Raw genomic sequence first — 14,757 nt, forward strand, 5'->3', positions numbered from 1 at the left:
CACGTTCTAAAGCTCCAATCTCTTACTCGAGGCATCACTCTCAGCCAGGAGCGCCCGATGAACTTCAGCAAGTCCCGGGCCTGTGCCATCGCCTGCTTACTCGTCATGGGAATGGCCACCCTCCCCGCCGCCGCGGCCCCCACCCGGTACGAAGCCGAGAACGCGACGATCTCCCAGGGAGCCGTGGAGTCGAACCACGCCGGCTACTCCGGCACCGGCTTCGTCAACGGGACCAACGTCGCCGGTTCCTTCACCGAGTGGACGATCAACGCGCCCGGCGCCGGCACCGCCACACTGGCCTTCCGCTACGCCAACGGCACCGGCGCGGACCGGCCCAGCGACATCGCGGTCAACGGCACGAACGTCGCGGCGAGCCGGTCCTTCCCGGCCACCGCGAGCTGGGCCACCTGGGCCACGGTCACGCTGACCGCGCCCGTCGTCGCCGGCGCGAACAAGATCAGGGCCACCGCCGCGAGCGCGGGCGGCAACCCCAATTGGGACTATCTCGACGCCGACGTCCCGACCGGCGGATTCACCGACTACCAGGCGGAGACCGCGACGATCTCGCAGGGCGCCGTCGAGTCGAACCACGCCGGCTTCACCGGCTCCGGATTCGTCAACTACGCCAACGTGACCGGCTCGTACGTCGAGTTCGCCGTCAGCGCCGCCGCGGCCGGCACCCAGAGCCTGACCTTCCGTTACGCCAACGGCACCACCGCCGACCGGCCCATGACCATCACCGTCAACGGCACCGCGGTCGCCACCGCCCGGCCCTTCCCCAGCACCGGCGCCTGGGCCACGTGGCAGGAGGTCACCCTGGACGCGCCGCTGACCGCGGGCGCCAACACGGTCAGGGCCACCGCCACCGCCGAGGGCGGCGGGCCGAACCTCGACCGGCTGCGGGTCACCGGCCCCGGCGACACCGAGAAGCCCACCTCGCCAGGGCAGCCGGTGTGCTCCGCCATCGCGCACAACGCCCTGACCCTGGACTGGCCGCCGGCCACCGACAACATCGGCGTGGTGGCGTACGACATCTACCACCAGGGTCAGCAGATCGCGACCGCGCCGGCGCCGCCGTACCGGCTGACCGGGCTCAACCCCGACTTCGCCTACCAGCTGTCGGTGTTCGCCCGCGACGCCTCCGGCAACGTGTCGCTGAGCAGCCCCGAGGCGAACTGCCGCACGCTGCCCGCGCCGGCCGACGACCCGCCGTCGCAACCCGGACAGCCGGCGGTCAGCGGCGTGCAGGCCACCACGGCCACCGTGACCTGGGGAGCGTCGACCGACGACAACGGCGTGCGCGCCTACCTCGTCCGTGACCACGCCACCAACGCCGTGCTCGCCACCGTCACCGGCACCCCGCCCGCGACCACCGCGAGCGTGCCGCTGGAGTGCGCCCGCACGTACCAGGTGCACGTGGTGGCGCGCGACACCGCCAACCAGCTCTCCGCGCCGAGCGCGCCGTCCGCGTCGTTCACCACCGGGACCTGCGGCTCGGTGCCGCAGACGCCCGCCGGCGTGGCCGGCGGCTGGGACGTGCCGTGGGACATCTCCTGGGCGCCCGACGGGACGTACGCGCTGGTGACGGAGCGGGACACGTTCCGGGTGTTCAAGGTGACCGCGTCGGGCGCGAAGACGCAGGTCGGCACCGTGCCCAACACCCAGACCACCAACGGCGAGGGCGGCCTGATGGGCCTGGACTTCTCGCCCACCTGGAACGGCACCACGGACCAGGACGTGTTCTTCATGCACACCGCGTCCGAGGGCAACCGCATCGCCAAGATGACCTTCAACGGCACCACGCTCAGCGGCTACGCCGCTGTCCTGCAGGGCATCGACAAGAACCGCTACCACAACGGCGGGCGGATCAGGTTCGGCCCCGACGGCTACCTGTACGTCGCCACCGGCGACGCCCAGCAGACGAGCAACGCGCCCGACCTGGACTCGCTCAACGGCAAGATCCTGCGCATCACCAGGACCGGCGCGGCCGCACCCGGCAACCCGTTCGGCACTCGCGTCTACAGCTACGGCCACCGCAACCCGCAGGGCCTGGCCTGGGACTCGGCCGGCCGCCTGTGGTCGTCGGAGCTGGGCAACTCCTCGCGCGACGAGCTCAACCTCATCCTGCCGGGCCGCAACTACGGCTGGCCGACGTGCGAGGGCACCTGCAGCGTCTCCGGCATGACGAACCCCAAGTACACCTGGGGGGTCGCCGAGGCCTCGCCCAGCGGCATCGCCATCGTCGGCAACACGGTCTTCATGGCCGCGCTCCGCGGCCAGCGGCTGTGGCGCATCGTGCTGAACGGCGAGAACGTCTCGACGGTCAACTCCTACTTCAACGGCACGTACGGCAGGCTCCGCGCGGTCGAGAAGGTGCCCGGCGCCAGTGCGATCTGGTTCGGCTCCACCAACTCCGACAACAACGGCGACGGCTCCGCCGACACGATCCGCCGCTCAGCCATCCAGTAACACCATCCAGTAGCACCTCCATCCCGCCGGCGGCCGCGCGAGCGCGCGGCCGCCGCCCACCCCTCTGGAAGTGACGCCATGACCCTTTCGCGACGCCGTTTCGGACTCCTCGTCGGTGCTGCCGCCGCCGCGCCGCTCCTGCCCGCACGCCCCGCCTTCGCGGCGCCCACCCTGCTCCCGTCCGGGATGACGTGGCAGCTGATGTGGTCGCCGTCGGCCTCGGCCAACGGCATGGGGGCGTGGGAGAGCATCGAGGACGACCGCGCCGACTCCCACCCGGCGGCCGCGCCGCACATCCGCCCCGACGGCGACAACTACCGCTTCACCATGCACATGGTCGACCGCGACACCAGCACGGACCGGCAGCGGCACGAGGTGACCGGCAACCGTACCTCCAGCAGCAGCTACCTGCAGTGGAAGAGCGGCGAGTTGTGGCGGGTCACCTATTCGATGTACATCCCGAGCACGCTCAAGGCCACCACGACCTTCACCCACATCTTCCAGACGAAGATGCCGGGATCGGGAACCGCGCCGATCACGGTCACCTCGTTGCGCAGGGTGGACGGCCGGCAGACCATCGAGCACAAGATCTTCGAGCCGAACATCCTGGTCGGGCGGACCGACCTGGAGCCGCTGCACAACAAGTGGATCGACATCGACTACGAGATCAAGATCGGTGACGGCTCGGCCGGCGCGGTCCGGTGGGTGGTCAGGAACGGCGGCGCCACGGTGGTGGACGCCACGACGACAGGTGTGGACACGTTCCTCGGCGACCGGGTGCGGCCCAAGTGGGGCATCTACCGGTCGCTGGGCGACACGTCGGGCTCGCTGCAGGACTGCCACCTGCTGCTGACGAGGCTCAGGTCGTACAAGGCGGTCCCGGGCGGCGGCGGGGGCGTCACGCGGTACGAGGCGGAGAACGCGACGATCTCGCAGGGCGTGGCCGAGTCCAACCACGCGGGCTACTCCGGCACGGGGTTCGTCAACGGCGACAACGCGGCGGGCTCGTACGTCGAGTGGACCGTCAACGGCGCCGCCGGAGCGGCCACCCTCAGGATCCGGTACGCCAACGGCACCACCACCGGCCGCCCCGCCACGATCACCGTCAACGGCGCGACGGTGGCCGCCGACCACCCCTTCAACGGCACCGGCGCGTGGGCCACGTGGGCGACCGCCACCGTGCCCGTCACCTTGCGCGCGGGCTCCAACACGGTGCGGATCACGGCCGCCACCGCGGGCGGCAACCCGAACCTGGACTACATCGAGGTGGTGCAATGACCAGGCGCTCTTCCGGCGGGTGGTGACCGCGCCATGCGTCTGCGACGGCCTGGCGGGGAACAGGTGCGGCATGGAAGTGCTGAGCAGCCGCGTGCTGTTGCGTCCGAGGGATCTCGCGCGCAGCCGCCGCTTCTATGCCGAGACCCTCGGCCTGGCCGTCTATCGCGAGTTCGGCCCGGCCGACCAGCCGGGGACGGTGTTCTTCCTGGGCCAGGGCTTCCTGGAGCTCTCCGGGCACTGCGACGACGGCGCCGGTCCGGGGGTGTCGCTCTGGCTGCAGGTACGTGACGTCGCGGGCGAGGAGGAACGCCTGCGCCAGGCGGGCGTCAGCGTGCTGCGCGAGGCCCGCCTGGAGCCGTGGGGGCTCGTCGAGTCGTGGATCGCGGACCCCGACGGTCATCGCATCGTCCTGGTCCAGGTGCCGCCCGACCACCCGCTGCGCCGCGATCCGCGCTGACGGGCCCACGGCTCGGTAGGGGAGACTGGGGAGGTGAGCAACGACCGCCCCGCCCCGCCTGTGACCAGCCCCGCGATCATCCTGCTGACGCTGGCCCGCCGCATCGAGACCGAGCTCAACGCCGCTCTCGCGCCGCTGGAGCTCACCGTCAGCAGGCTCGGGCTGCTCGGTCACATCGCCGTGGTGCCCGGGGTGTCGTTCAGCGACCTGGCGCGGATGTCGGGGACCACGGTGCAGAGCGTGCACACCGCGGTGAAGGCGCTGGTCGGCGCGGGACTGGTGCGGGATCACACCGCCCGCGCCGGGTCCGCTTCGACGATCGAGGTCACGCCCGAGGGCGCCCGCCTCCTCGAGGCGGCCAGGGAGGCGGTGGCCGAGGTGGACGAGCACATGTTCGGCCCGGACGCCGATCCCGTGCAGCGGCGGATCGCGCAGGCCGTGCGGGCCGCGTTCGCGATCTGAGCCCGCTCCGCGTCCTCCTTGAGCCGCGACCTTAAGCGCATGAGCAGAATTCGGTAAGCGCCGTCGGCCAGGCTCGTCTTCAGGAAGCCGACAGAACGTGAAGGAGATCTGCCATGAGGAAGCTCATCGAGTCGACGTTCGTCACCCTCGACGGCGTCATCAGCGACCCGCACGTCTGGGGCCGGCCGTACTGGGACGACGAGCACGATGCGTACGCGGGCAAGCTGATGTTCGCCTCCGACGCGTTGCTCCTGGGCCGCGAGACGTACGAGGCCTTCGCCGAGGCCTGGACGGCCCGGTCGGGAGACCCGTTCGCGGATCGGATCAACAGCATGCCCAAGTACGTCGCCTCCACCACGCTGAAGGACGCCGACGCCTGGAACGGCACCCTGATCGAGGGGGACGTCGCCACCGCGGTGGCCGAGCTGAAGCGGCAGCCGGGGGAGAACATTTTGAAGTTCGGGACCGGGTCGCTCGACCGCACGCTGATCGCCAACAAGCTCGTCGACGAGTTCCACTTCTGGGTGTTCCCCACCATCGCGGGCGGCGGCCACCGGCTGCTGGACGGCCTGGACCTCACCCACCTGAACCTGCTCGGCACGACGCGGTTCAAGTCGGGCATCGTGGTCCACACGTACGGGCTCAAGTAGACAGCCCGGGCTCATGACCGAGGCCGGCAGGGGTGGAGTTACCTCCACCCCTGCGTACATCTGGATGCATTCTCCGGCCACGTCCCCGCTTCTAGCGTCGAAGGCGCAGATTCCGGACGGATGACAGGGGGAGTGGATCATGGGCAAGGTCACGCGCCGTGGATTTCTCGGGGGCACGGCCGCGCTGGGCGGCGCGGCGATGACGGTGGAACTCACGGGCCTGACGAAGCCGGCGCAGGCGGCCGGCGGCCCGCCCTTCGGCCCCGTCGTCGTGCGCCCCGCCGATCCCCGCTACGACGATCTGGCGGTACGCAGGACGAACCAGCGTTTCCGCCCGCAGCCCGACTACTTCCACGTGGTCGGCTCCACCGAGCAGGTCGTCGCGGCCGTCAACGAGGCCGTCCGCGCCGGCCGCCGCGTCACCGTCCGCAGCGGCGGCCACTGCTACGAGAACTTCGTCGGCGACGGCGCCCAGGTCGTGATCGACATGTGCGAGATGTCCGAGGTGTACTTCGACGCCGAGCGCGGCGCGTTGGCCATCGAGGCCGGCGCCACGCTCATGCAGGCGTACCGGAAGCTCTACCTCGGGTGGGGCGTCACCATCCCGGGCGGCCAGTGCGGGGGCGTGGCCGCCGGGGGCCACATCGCGGGCGGAGGGTACGGCCCGCTGTCGCGCCGCGACGGCCTCACGGTCGACTACCTGCACGCCGTGGAGGTCGTGGTGGTCGACCGCGCCGGCCGCGCCCGCGCCGTGGTGGCGACCAGGAATCCGGCCGACCCGAACCACGACCTGTGGTGGGCGCACACGGGCGGTGGCGGCGGCAACTTCGGCATCGTCACCCGCTACTGGATGCGCGATCCGAACGCCACGGGCGGCGACCCGGCCAAGCTGCTGCCCAGGCCGCCCGCCGAGGTGCTCTCCGGCGTGGCCGTCTGGTCGTGGGAGGGCATGACCAAGGAGTCGTTCCGCAGGCTGCTGCGGAACTACGCCGAATGGCACGTCCGCAACAGCGTCCCGGGAAGCCCGCAGGTCTCGCTGTGGGGTTCGCTGCTGATCCCCGGCCGCCAGGCGGGCGCCGACCCCGGCGGCATGGTCCTGCCCGCCCAGATCGACGCCTCCGTGCCCGACGCGGAGCGGGTGCTGCGCGACCACTTCGCCGCCGTGGCCGACGGCGTCACCCCCGAGGTGTTCGTGCCGCCGCTCATCCGCGACCCGTGGTTCCAGGCGGTGCGTACGCTGTCGCTCGGCGCGGAGTCGGAGTCGGGCCGCTACAAGGGCAAGTCCGCCTACCTGCGCAAGCCGTTCGCCGACGAGCAGGCGGACGTGGCCTTCGACGCCCTCCACCAGGCCGGCGACGTCTCCTCCCGGGGGCTGTTGTGGCTCCTGTCGTACGGCGGGCAGGTCAACACGGTGCCGCCGGCCGCGACCGCCTCCGTGGAACGCCAGTCCATCCTGAAGGCCCTCCACCTGGTCACCTGGGACGAGGGCCAGGACGGCGCGGCGCACCTGGAGTGGGTGCGCCGGCTGCACCAGCGCACGTTCGCGGCGACGGGCGGCGTGCCCGTGCCCGGGGGAGGCAGCGGCGGCGCTTACATCAACTACCCGGACATCGACCACGCCGACCCCGCGTGGAACACCTCCGGCGTGCCGTGGTCCACGATCTACTACGGCGACAACTACGCCCGTCTGCAGCGGGTGAAGGCCCGCTGGGACCCGCGGAACGTCTTCCGCCACGCCCTCTCGGTCCGCCCGCCCGCGTGAGTCCCGTCAGGCAGTATTGCCCAAGCGCTTGCTTCGATCATGATGTGGTGTGATCCTTCGAGTGGCGATCACGGCCGGGGCCCCAGCGCCCCATGGCCCGCTTCGTACACCCTGTGAACGCCCCACGAGCGAAGGGATCGACTCGCCATGGCCGATGCGACGCACGCACACCCCGCCCCCGAGGGCCCCAGCCGGCGCACCCTGCTGCGTGGGGCCGCCGTCGCCGGCGGCGCGCTGGTGACGGGCGCGGCGCTGGGCGGTGCCCCCGCCCGTGCCGAGGTCGAATACGACGTCGTCGTGGTCGGGGCCGGCGCCGCGGGCATGACCGCGGCGCTGACCGCCGCCAAGCGGGGGCTGCGTACGCTCGTGGTGGAGAAGGCGCCCACGTTCGGCGGGTCGGCCGCCCGGTCCGGCGCCGGGATCTGGATCCCGAACAACGAGGTCATCCTGGCCGCCGGGGTGCCGGACACCCCGGCCAAGGCGGCCGCCTACCTCTCCCGCGTGGTCGGCGACGACGTGCCGGTCGAGCGGCAGCAGGCGTTCCTCGCGGCCGGCCCGGCCATGATCTCGTTCGTGATGCGCAACAGCCCGCTGCGGTTCCGGTTCATGGAGGGTTACTCCGACTACTATCCGGAGTTCCCCGGCGGCATGCCGAACGGGCGCTCCATCGAGCCCGCCCAGCTCGACGGCCGCATCCTGGGTGCGGAGCTCGACCGGCTCAACCCCTCCTACATCCCGACGCCGGCCGGCATGGTCGTCTTCAGCGCCGACTACAGGTGGCTCACGCTCAGCGCCGTCAACCTGAAGGGGACGGAGGTGGCCGCCGCCTGCCTGCTGAGAGGCACCGAGGCTGCGCTGCGCGGCGAGAAGCCCCTGACCATGGGGCAGGCCCTGGCCGGCGGACTGCGCGCCGGACTGCTCGCGGCCGGCGTGCCGGTGTGGCTCAACACCCCGCTGACCGACCTGCGCGTCGAGGGCGGCCGCGCGACCGGCGTCGTGGTGTCGAGGAACGGCACGCAGACGCTGATCAAGGCGGCCCGCGGCGTCATCGTCGGCTCGGGCGGGTTCGAGCACAGCGCGGCCCTGCGGGACGAGTTCCAGCGCCAGCCCATCGGGACGAGCTGGACGGTCGGCGCGAAGGAGAACACCGGCGACGGCATCGAGGCCGGCGAGCGCGCCGGGGCGGCGCTGGGGCTGATGGACGACGCCTGGTGGGGACCCGCGATCCCGCTGCCCGGCGAGGCGTACTTCTGCCTGGCCGAGCGCACCCTGCCGGGCTGCATCATGGTCAACGGCAACGGCGTGCGCTTCGTCAACGAGGGAGCACCCTACAGCGACGTCGTGCACGTCATGTACGACCGCAACACCCCTGCCGCACGGCACATCCCGTGCTGGCTGATCGTCGACCAGCAGTACCGCAACCGCTACCTGTTCAAGGACGTCGCCCCGCTCCTGCCGCTGCCCTCCTCCTGGTACGACAGCGGCGCCGTGCACAAGGCGTGGACCATCGAGCAACTGGCGCAGCGGATCGGCGTGCCCGCGGCGGCGTTGCGCGGCACGGTCACGCGCTTCAACGGGTTCGCGACGACCGGGAAGGACCTCGACTTCCACCGCGGCGACAGCGTTTATGACCGCTACTACGCCGACCCGGCCATCAAGCCGAACCCCTGCCTGGCACCCCTGTGGTTGCCGCCGTTCTACGCGTTCAAGATTGTTCCGGGGGATCTCGGGACGAAGGGCGGGATGCTCACGGACGCGCGGGCACGCGTGCTGCGCGAGGACGGCTCGGTCATCCCGGGCCTGTACGCCGCGGGCAACGTCAGCGCCGCCGTCATGGGTCACAGCTACGCCGGCGCCGGCTCGACTCTCGGACCCGCCATGACCTTCGGCTACGTGGCCGCCAATCACATCGCCGACTCGTTGTAACAGCTGCTACATTCGCCGGTGTGACAGTGCAGTGGGTGGTGCTCCTCGTCCGGCTGCCCGCCGGTCCGTCGCGGCACCGGGTCGCGTTGTGGCGGGAGCTGCGCCGGCTCGGGGCCGTGTCCCTGGGACTGGGCGCCTGGACGGTGCCCGACGTGCCGGTCTTCGCCGACGGGCTGGCACGTGCCGTCGAGCTCGCCGGCGCGGCCGGGGGAGAGGCGGTGGTGCTGGATGCGGCCGGGCGCACGCCGGCCGACTCCGAGCGCCTTCAGGCCATGTTCACCGCCGCCCGACGGGAGGACTGGGGTGAGTTCCTCGCCGACTGCGGCAAGTACGAGGAGGAGCTGGCCAAGGAGATCCGGCAGGCCAAGTTCACGCTTGCTGAGCTGGAAGAGGAGGAGCAGTCGCTGGAGCGGTTGCGGCGCTGGCACCGCGCCCTGACCGCACGCGACGTGTTCGGCACCCCGGAGGCCGGACAGGCCGCCCAGCGGCTGGCCGCGTGCACGGCGGCCTGCGAGGACTACGCCGAACGCGTCTTCGCCGCCCTCCACCAGGCCCCGGGGGCTTCCGAATGACGGTGCCGCCCACTCCGCGTGGGCGGATGTGGCCGCTGTACGCGGCCGGGTTCACCACCGCGTTCGGCGCGCACGGGGTCGCGGCCAGCCTCGGCGGCCAGTCCTCGGACGCGGTGACGTCGCTGCTGGTGCTCGGCGGCCTGCTGGCGTTGTACGACGGCGCCGAGGTGCTGCTCAAGCCCCTCTTCGGCACCCTGGCCGACCGGATCGGCGCCCGCCCAGTGCTGCTCGGCGGCCTGGTCGCCTTCGCCTGCGCCTCGGCCCTGTACGCGCTCGCCGACAACCCCGCCGCGCTGTGGGTGGCCCGGCTCGGCCAGGGCGCCGCCGCCTCCGCGTTCTCCCCCTCAGCCTCCGCCCTGGTCGCCAGGCTCAACCCGGCCACCGGGCACGGCCGCGCGTTCGGCGGCTACGGCTTCTACAAGAGCATCGGCTACACCCTGGGTCCGCTGCTCGGCGGCGTGCTCGTGTGGGCGGGCGGGCTCCGGCTGCTGTTCGCGGTGATGGCGCTGCTCGCGGTGGCCGTCGCGGTGTGGGCAGCGCTCGCGGTGCCCCGCGTGCCGCCGCTGCCCAGGACCCGCCAGACCGTGCTCGACCTCGGGCGCCGCCTGGCCGACCGGGCGTTCTGGCAGCCCACGGCCGCGCTGGCCGCCGCCACCGCCGCGCTGTCGGTCGGCGTCGGTTTCCTTCCGGTCTCCGGCGCGGCCGCGGGACTGGGCCCCGTCGCCACCGGGGCCGCGGTGTCGGTCCTCGCCGCCTGCGCCGCCGTCGTGCAACCGGCCGCCGGGCGGGCCCTGGACGCCGGCCGCCTCACCACCCGGGCGGGCCTCGGCGCCGGTCTCGCGATCGCCGCCGCCGGCCTGGCGTCGGCGATGATGCCGGGCTTGGCAGGCGTGCTGGCGCCGGCCGTGCTCATCGGGGCGGGCACGGGACTGATCACCCCGCTGGGCTTCGCCGCCCTGGCCGCCTCCACCTCGCAGGAACGCCTCGGCCAGACCATGGGGACGGCGGAGATCGGCCGCGAGCTGGGCGACGCGGGCGGCCCGCTCCTGGTCGCCGGCGTCGCCACGGCCGCCACCCTCGCCCACGGCTACGCCGCGCTCGCCCTCCTGCTGGTCATCGCCCCGGCCGCCATGCTGGCCGGCCGCCTCCGCAGATGATGCGCCGACAGCCCGCCGACAGCCCGCCGACAGCCCGCGGACAGCCGGCCGACAGCCCGCCGACAGCGCTTCCACCGGCGGAGGATCAGCGATCGGGACCGGTCCCGGGCGAATCCCGGCACACTCGCCGGTGACAGCGTCCCATCGCATGAGGAGGATCATGGCCCCCCGGATCGCCACCGCTCTGGTCGTCGCCGCGTCCGTCATCAGCCTCGCCCCGGCCGGGCAGGCCTCCGCCGCCACCACCATGCCCGCCACCGTGCCCACCACCGTGCCCGCCACCGTGCCCGCCGGCAGTGCGTCCGCCGCATGGGCCAAGCCGAACGTGCGTGCCTGCTACGACGGCAGATGCAAGCTGACCATCACCAAGCGCGTGTCGTTCCGGGTCAGCTCCCGCTTCGGCATCACCCGGCTGTCCGTCGGCTTCACCGAAGACGGGGTGACCGTGAAGGGCGTCGGGCCGGGCGTGATGTCGGGAGCCGGCTTCAGCGAGGGCGGGTCCGCGACGGTCAGCGGCATCAGGTTCCGCATCGTGTCGCTGTCGTCGCGCAAGGCGGTGCTCCGCCTGACACCGGCACGCTGACCTAGCGGGCCGCCTCACGCAGGAGCAGCACCGCGATGTCGTCCGCACCCCGGTCCACCATGGCGTCCTCGATGAGGGACTCCGCCAGGTCGTGCAGCGGCTGGTCCGGCCACGGGGTGAAGCGCTCGGCCAGGTCCGCGATCGACTCGCCCAGGTCGAGGCCGGGTTCCTCGATGAGGCCGTCGGTGTAGAGGGTCAGGACGGAGCCGGGCGGCAGGTCCAGCTCCGTGGTGGCGTACTCGGCCTCCGGGTCGATGCCGAGCAGCAGGCCCGGTGAGGTGCCGACGATTCGGCCGGCCCTACCGGGCCGGCCGAGCAGCGGCGGCAGGTGGCCGGCGCTGGCCAGGCAGGCCGCGTGCCGCTCCAGGTCGATGCTGACGTACAGGCAGCTGGTGAACCGGTCCGGAGCCAGCTCGCTGAGCAGCCGGTTGGTATGCGCGAGCACCTCGCCGGGATTGGCGCCGGCGGTGGCGTAGGCGTGGATGGCGGTGCGGACCTGCCCCATGAGGGCGGCTGCTGTGACGTCATGCCCCTGGACGTCGCCGATGACCGCGGCGGCCATGGTGTCGCTCAGCCGGATCAGGTCGTAGAAGTCGCCGCCGATGTCCATGCCGGGGTTGGCGGGCACGTACCGGGCGGCCAGTTCCAGGCCCGGCACCTCGGGCAGGGTACGCGGCAGCAGACTCTGCTGCAGGCACTGGGCGAGCTGGTGCTTGACGTCGTAGAGCCGGGCCCGCTCGAACGCCTGCGCGATCAGCCCGGCGAGGGCGGTCAGCGTGGCCCGCTCGTCGGTGCTGAAACGGTGCGGGCGGTCGTAGGCCAGGATGCAGGTGCCGATGGGCCGTCCGGACGTGACCAGCGGCAGGAAGGCCCACGCGGACATGTTGTCGGAGCGGATGGCGTCCGGGTAGGTCTCGCGCAGCTCGTCCCAGGAGCCGAAGAAGGCCGGCTTGCCGGCGTCGTACAGGGTCCGCTGAGGAACCGGCGGGATCACCGGACGCCCGTCGAAGTCCTCGACGGCCTGCCGGCTGTAACCGCGCGAGGCGGCCACGCGCATCCTGCCGCCTTTCGAGGTGAGGATGGCCAGGGCCTGCACGTTGTACACGGGCATGACGTGGTCGGCGACGAGGTCGATCACCTCCTGCGCGGTCACCGCGCGGGCGAGGGTGGTCGCCAGGTGCAGCATCTCGTGCAGCGCGATCACCTGGGTGGGCCGGTCGGCCCCGGTCTCCGGCGCCCGGCGGGCGAGGTCGCGGTCGGCCGAGTCGGGCGTGATACGGACCGTGATGCCGTTCTGGCCGGGGAACAGCCGGAACGTCAGCAGCTGTCCCGCCTGGTTACGCGCGGTGAACGAGGTGGCCTCCCGGCTGAAGACCGCGGCACGGTGGCGGTCTTCGAAGATCGGGTCCCTCAGCCACGGCAGCGCCGCCCACGGGCGTTCGCCGAGCAGCTCGGACGTGCAGCCGCCGAGCAGGTTCGCGGCCGGCGCGGTGATGAGGGTCACGCGGCCTTCCACGTCCAGCGAGCAGTACCCTTCGGGCAGCCGGTCGAGGCACTCCAGCGCCACCACCGGCGCGTTCGGCTCCGCCGCGTGCAGGGGGCGGGGACTCAGGACCCGGGGGCCCGGCCCGGGGGTGATCGGACGGCCCTTCTCGGCCGCCTCCCGGAGCACTTCCCCCATCCGGGCGCAGGTCGTGTCGATGGCGGTGCGCAGGCGCCGGCTGAGCCTGGTCGCGGGCCCGGCCGGCCACAGCAGCGTGAGCCCGCCCCAGACGGTGTCGCCGGTGCGGATCGGGGAGATCGCGGCCGCGAAGTCGTACGGCAGCACGACCGCCGCCGTCGGGAACGTGCGGGCCATGTGCTCCCGGTCGGACAGCCAGATCATGTGCCGCTGGCGTACCGCCGCGGCGATCGGCACGCGCTCGTTCCACCTGACCCTGGCCCACACGGAGGCGACCGAGGCGGGCATGCCCACCTGCGCGTCCATCAGCACCACTTGGCCGTCTTCGGCGAGGAGATACACCGCACCGATGTGGGCTCCCGTGTCGGCGACGGCCGTGATCAGCAGCTCGTCCAGACGAGACGAGCCGGAGTGCGAGGCGGCCTCCTCCCGCACCGCCTCAGACCGTCCTCACGCTCACGAATCGTGAACGAGAAAGCAGCTCCAAACCCCCCATATGGGCAGGATACACGCAGAGATGGAGCGAATTGATTACATTCTGTCCATAACCCATCCTTTCGCTCCGGCCCTCTGCCAGGCCGTGAGCTGACGATGAGCCGGTCCCACAGGCGGGACCGCCACAGCTCGTCCCTGATCACCCTGGTGGAGCGGCCTTCCAGACGCCGAACTCCGTTACTCCGTCTCGGCGAGGACCCGCTGGGCGACGGCGAAGGCGGCGTTGGCGGCGGGCACACCGCAGTAGACGGCGGTCTGCAGCAGCACCTCGCCGATCTCGTCGGGGGTCAGCCCGTTGCGCAGCGCGGCGCGTACGTGCATGGCCAGCTCCTCCAGGTGGCCCTGGGCGACGAGCGCGGTGAGCGTCACGCAGCTGCGGGCACGGCGGTCCAGGCCCGGCCTGGTCCAGATCTCGCCCCAGGCGTAGCGGGTGATGAAGTCCTGGAAGTCCCTGGTGAGGGGGGTGGTGCGGGCGATCGCCCGGTCCACGTGCGCGTCGCCGAGCACCTCCCGGCGCACCCGCATGCCCGGCACGGCCGGCAGGTGGGCCAGGAGCGCGGCCGTCACGCGGTCGGGCTGGTCGACGTTGGCCAGGTGGGCGGCGCCGGGGAGCTCGACCAGCGTGGCGCCGGCAATGCCGTCGGCCAGCTGCCTGGCGTGGGCGGGCGGCGTCGCCGGGTCGTCCCGTCCCGCCACGACCAGCGTGGGGGCCTTGACCTCGGTCAGCGCGTCGCGCAGGTCGTAGGCCGACAGGGCGTCGCAGCAGGCGGCGTACCCCTCGGGGTCGGCGGCGGCCAGGTCGTCGAGCAGCGCCCGGTCGGCAGGCCCGGCGAACCAGCGCTGGGCCGTGGCCTCCAGCAGCGGCGCCGTGCCTTCCGCGCGGACCAGCCGCGCCCGGTCCCGCCACGCCTCCGGCTCGCCGAACCTGGCGGAGGAGCAGATCATCGTGAGCGACCGCACCCGGTCGGGGCGGCCGAGCGCCAGGGTGGCGCCGATCGCGCCGCCGATGGAGACGCCCGCGTAGTGGAAGCCGTCGAAGCCCTGCGCGTCGGCCGCCTCCAGCACCATGCGCGCCAGATCGTCGATCGAGCTCAGCGCGATCGCGGGGGAGCCGCCGTGGCCGGGCAGGTCGAATCTGAGCACCCGGAACGTCCGCGCGAGCGCGGCCAGCTGCGGCTCCCACACCCGCAGGGACGTGCCCAGCGACGGCCCCAGGATCAGCGGCTCCCCGTTCGCCGGGCCGTCCAGCTGGTGCTGCAACATCG

At 72.4% G+C, this 14,757-nt stretch carries 12 protein-coding genes; 10 read left to right on the forward strand and 2 right to left on the reverse strand.

From position 1 onward, the window contains the following. Positions 1-57: 57 nt before the first annotated feature. The 10 genes from ETD86_RS09915 to ETD86_RS54970 all read left to right on the forward strand — a co-directional run bounded on the left by ETD86_RS09915 (position 58) and on the right by ETD86_RS54970 (position 11,316). Entirely contained in the window at positions 58-2,469 is a 2,412-nt protein-coding gene (locus ETD86_RS09915) for a PQQ-dependent sugar dehydrogenase (protein ID WP_211369941.1), read from the forward strand. 78 nt (positions 2,470-2,547) lie between these two features. Beyond that, positions 2,548-3,747, forward strand: coding sequence for a carbohydrate-binding protein (locus ETD86_RS58030; protein ID WP_246147819.1), 1,200 nt, complete (start codon positions 2,548-2,550; stop codon positions 3,745-3,747). A gap of 70 nt (positions 3,748-3,817) precedes the next feature. Continuing rightward, positions 3,818-4,204, forward strand: a complete 387-nt coding sequence (locus ETD86_RS09925; RefSeq protein ID WP_138665821.1) for a VOC family protein — start codon at positions 3,818-3,820, stop codon at positions 4,202-4,204. 33 nt (positions 4,205-4,237) lie between these two features. Next, a complete protein-coding gene (locus ETD86_RS09930) occupies positions 4,238-4,666 on the forward strand; it encodes a MarR family winged helix-turn-helix transcriptional regulator (protein ID WP_138665822.1) in 429 nt (142 codons plus the stop codon). 113 nt (positions 4,667-4,779) lie between these two features. Then, on the forward strand, positions 4,780-5,316 hold the full coding sequence (locus ETD86_RS09935; RefSeq protein WP_138665823.1) for a dihydrofolate reductase family protein: 537 nt from the start codon (positions 4,780-4,782) through the stop codon (positions 5,314-5,316). A 139-nt stretch (positions 5,317-5,455) separates the two neighbouring features. Then, positions 5,456-7,078 carry an FAD-binding oxidoreductase gene (locus tag ETD86_RS09940; RefSeq protein ID WP_138665824.1) on the forward strand — a complete coding sequence of 541 codons (1,623 nt, stop codon included), beginning with the start codon at positions 5,456-5,458 and terminating at the stop codon, positions 7,076-7,078. Positions 7,079-7,225: 147 nt separating this feature from the next. Then, a complete protein-coding gene (gene kstD, locus ETD86_RS09945) occupies positions 7,226-9,004 on the forward strand; it encodes a 3-oxosteroid 1-dehydrogenase (RefSeq protein WP_138665825.1) in 1,779 nt (592 codons plus the stop codon). Between the two features lie 20 nt (positions 9,005-9,024). Continuing rightward, complete coding sequence (locus tag ETD86_RS09950; RefSeq protein WP_138665826.1) at positions 9,025-9,576, forward strand: Chromate resistance protein ChrB; 552 nt, start codon at positions 9,025-9,027, stop codon at positions 9,574-9,576. Next, entirely contained in the window at positions 9,573-10,733 is a 1,161-nt protein-coding gene (locus ETD86_RS09955) for an MFS transporter (protein WP_211369942.1), read from the forward strand. Before ETD86_RS09950 ends, ETD86_RS09955 begins: the two co-directional genes overlap by 4 nt. A gap of 160 nt (positions 10,734-10,893) precedes the next feature. Continuing rightward, on the forward strand, positions 10,894-11,316 hold the full coding sequence (locus ETD86_RS54970) for a hypothetical protein (RefSeq protein WP_170222978.1): 423 nt from the start codon (positions 10,894-10,896) through the stop codon (positions 11,314-11,316). Between the two features lies 1 nt (position 11,317). Here the strand turns inward: ETD86_RS54970 and ETD86_RS09965 are convergent, their stop codons facing one another. Beyond that, complete coding sequence (locus ETD86_RS09965; RefSeq protein ID WP_138665828.1) at positions 11,318-13,432, reverse strand: PP2C family protein-serine/threonine phosphatase; 2,115 nt, start codon at positions 13,430-13,432, stop codon at positions 11,318-11,320. Positions 13,433-13,669: 237 nt separating this feature from the next. Further along, a complete protein-coding gene (gene pcaDC / locus ETD86_RS09970) occupies positions 13,670-14,755 on the reverse strand; it encodes a bifunctional 3-oxoadipate enol-lactonase/4-carboxymuconolactone decarboxylase PcaDC (protein WP_138665829.1) in 1,086 nt (361 codons plus the stop codon). Positions 14,756-14,757 lie beyond the last annotated feature (2 nt).

The organism is Nonomuraea turkmeniaca (assembly GCF_005889735.1).
GTDB lineage: Bacteria > Actinomycetota > Actinomycetes > Streptosporangiales > Streptosporangiaceae > Nonomuraea > Nonomuraea turkmeniaca.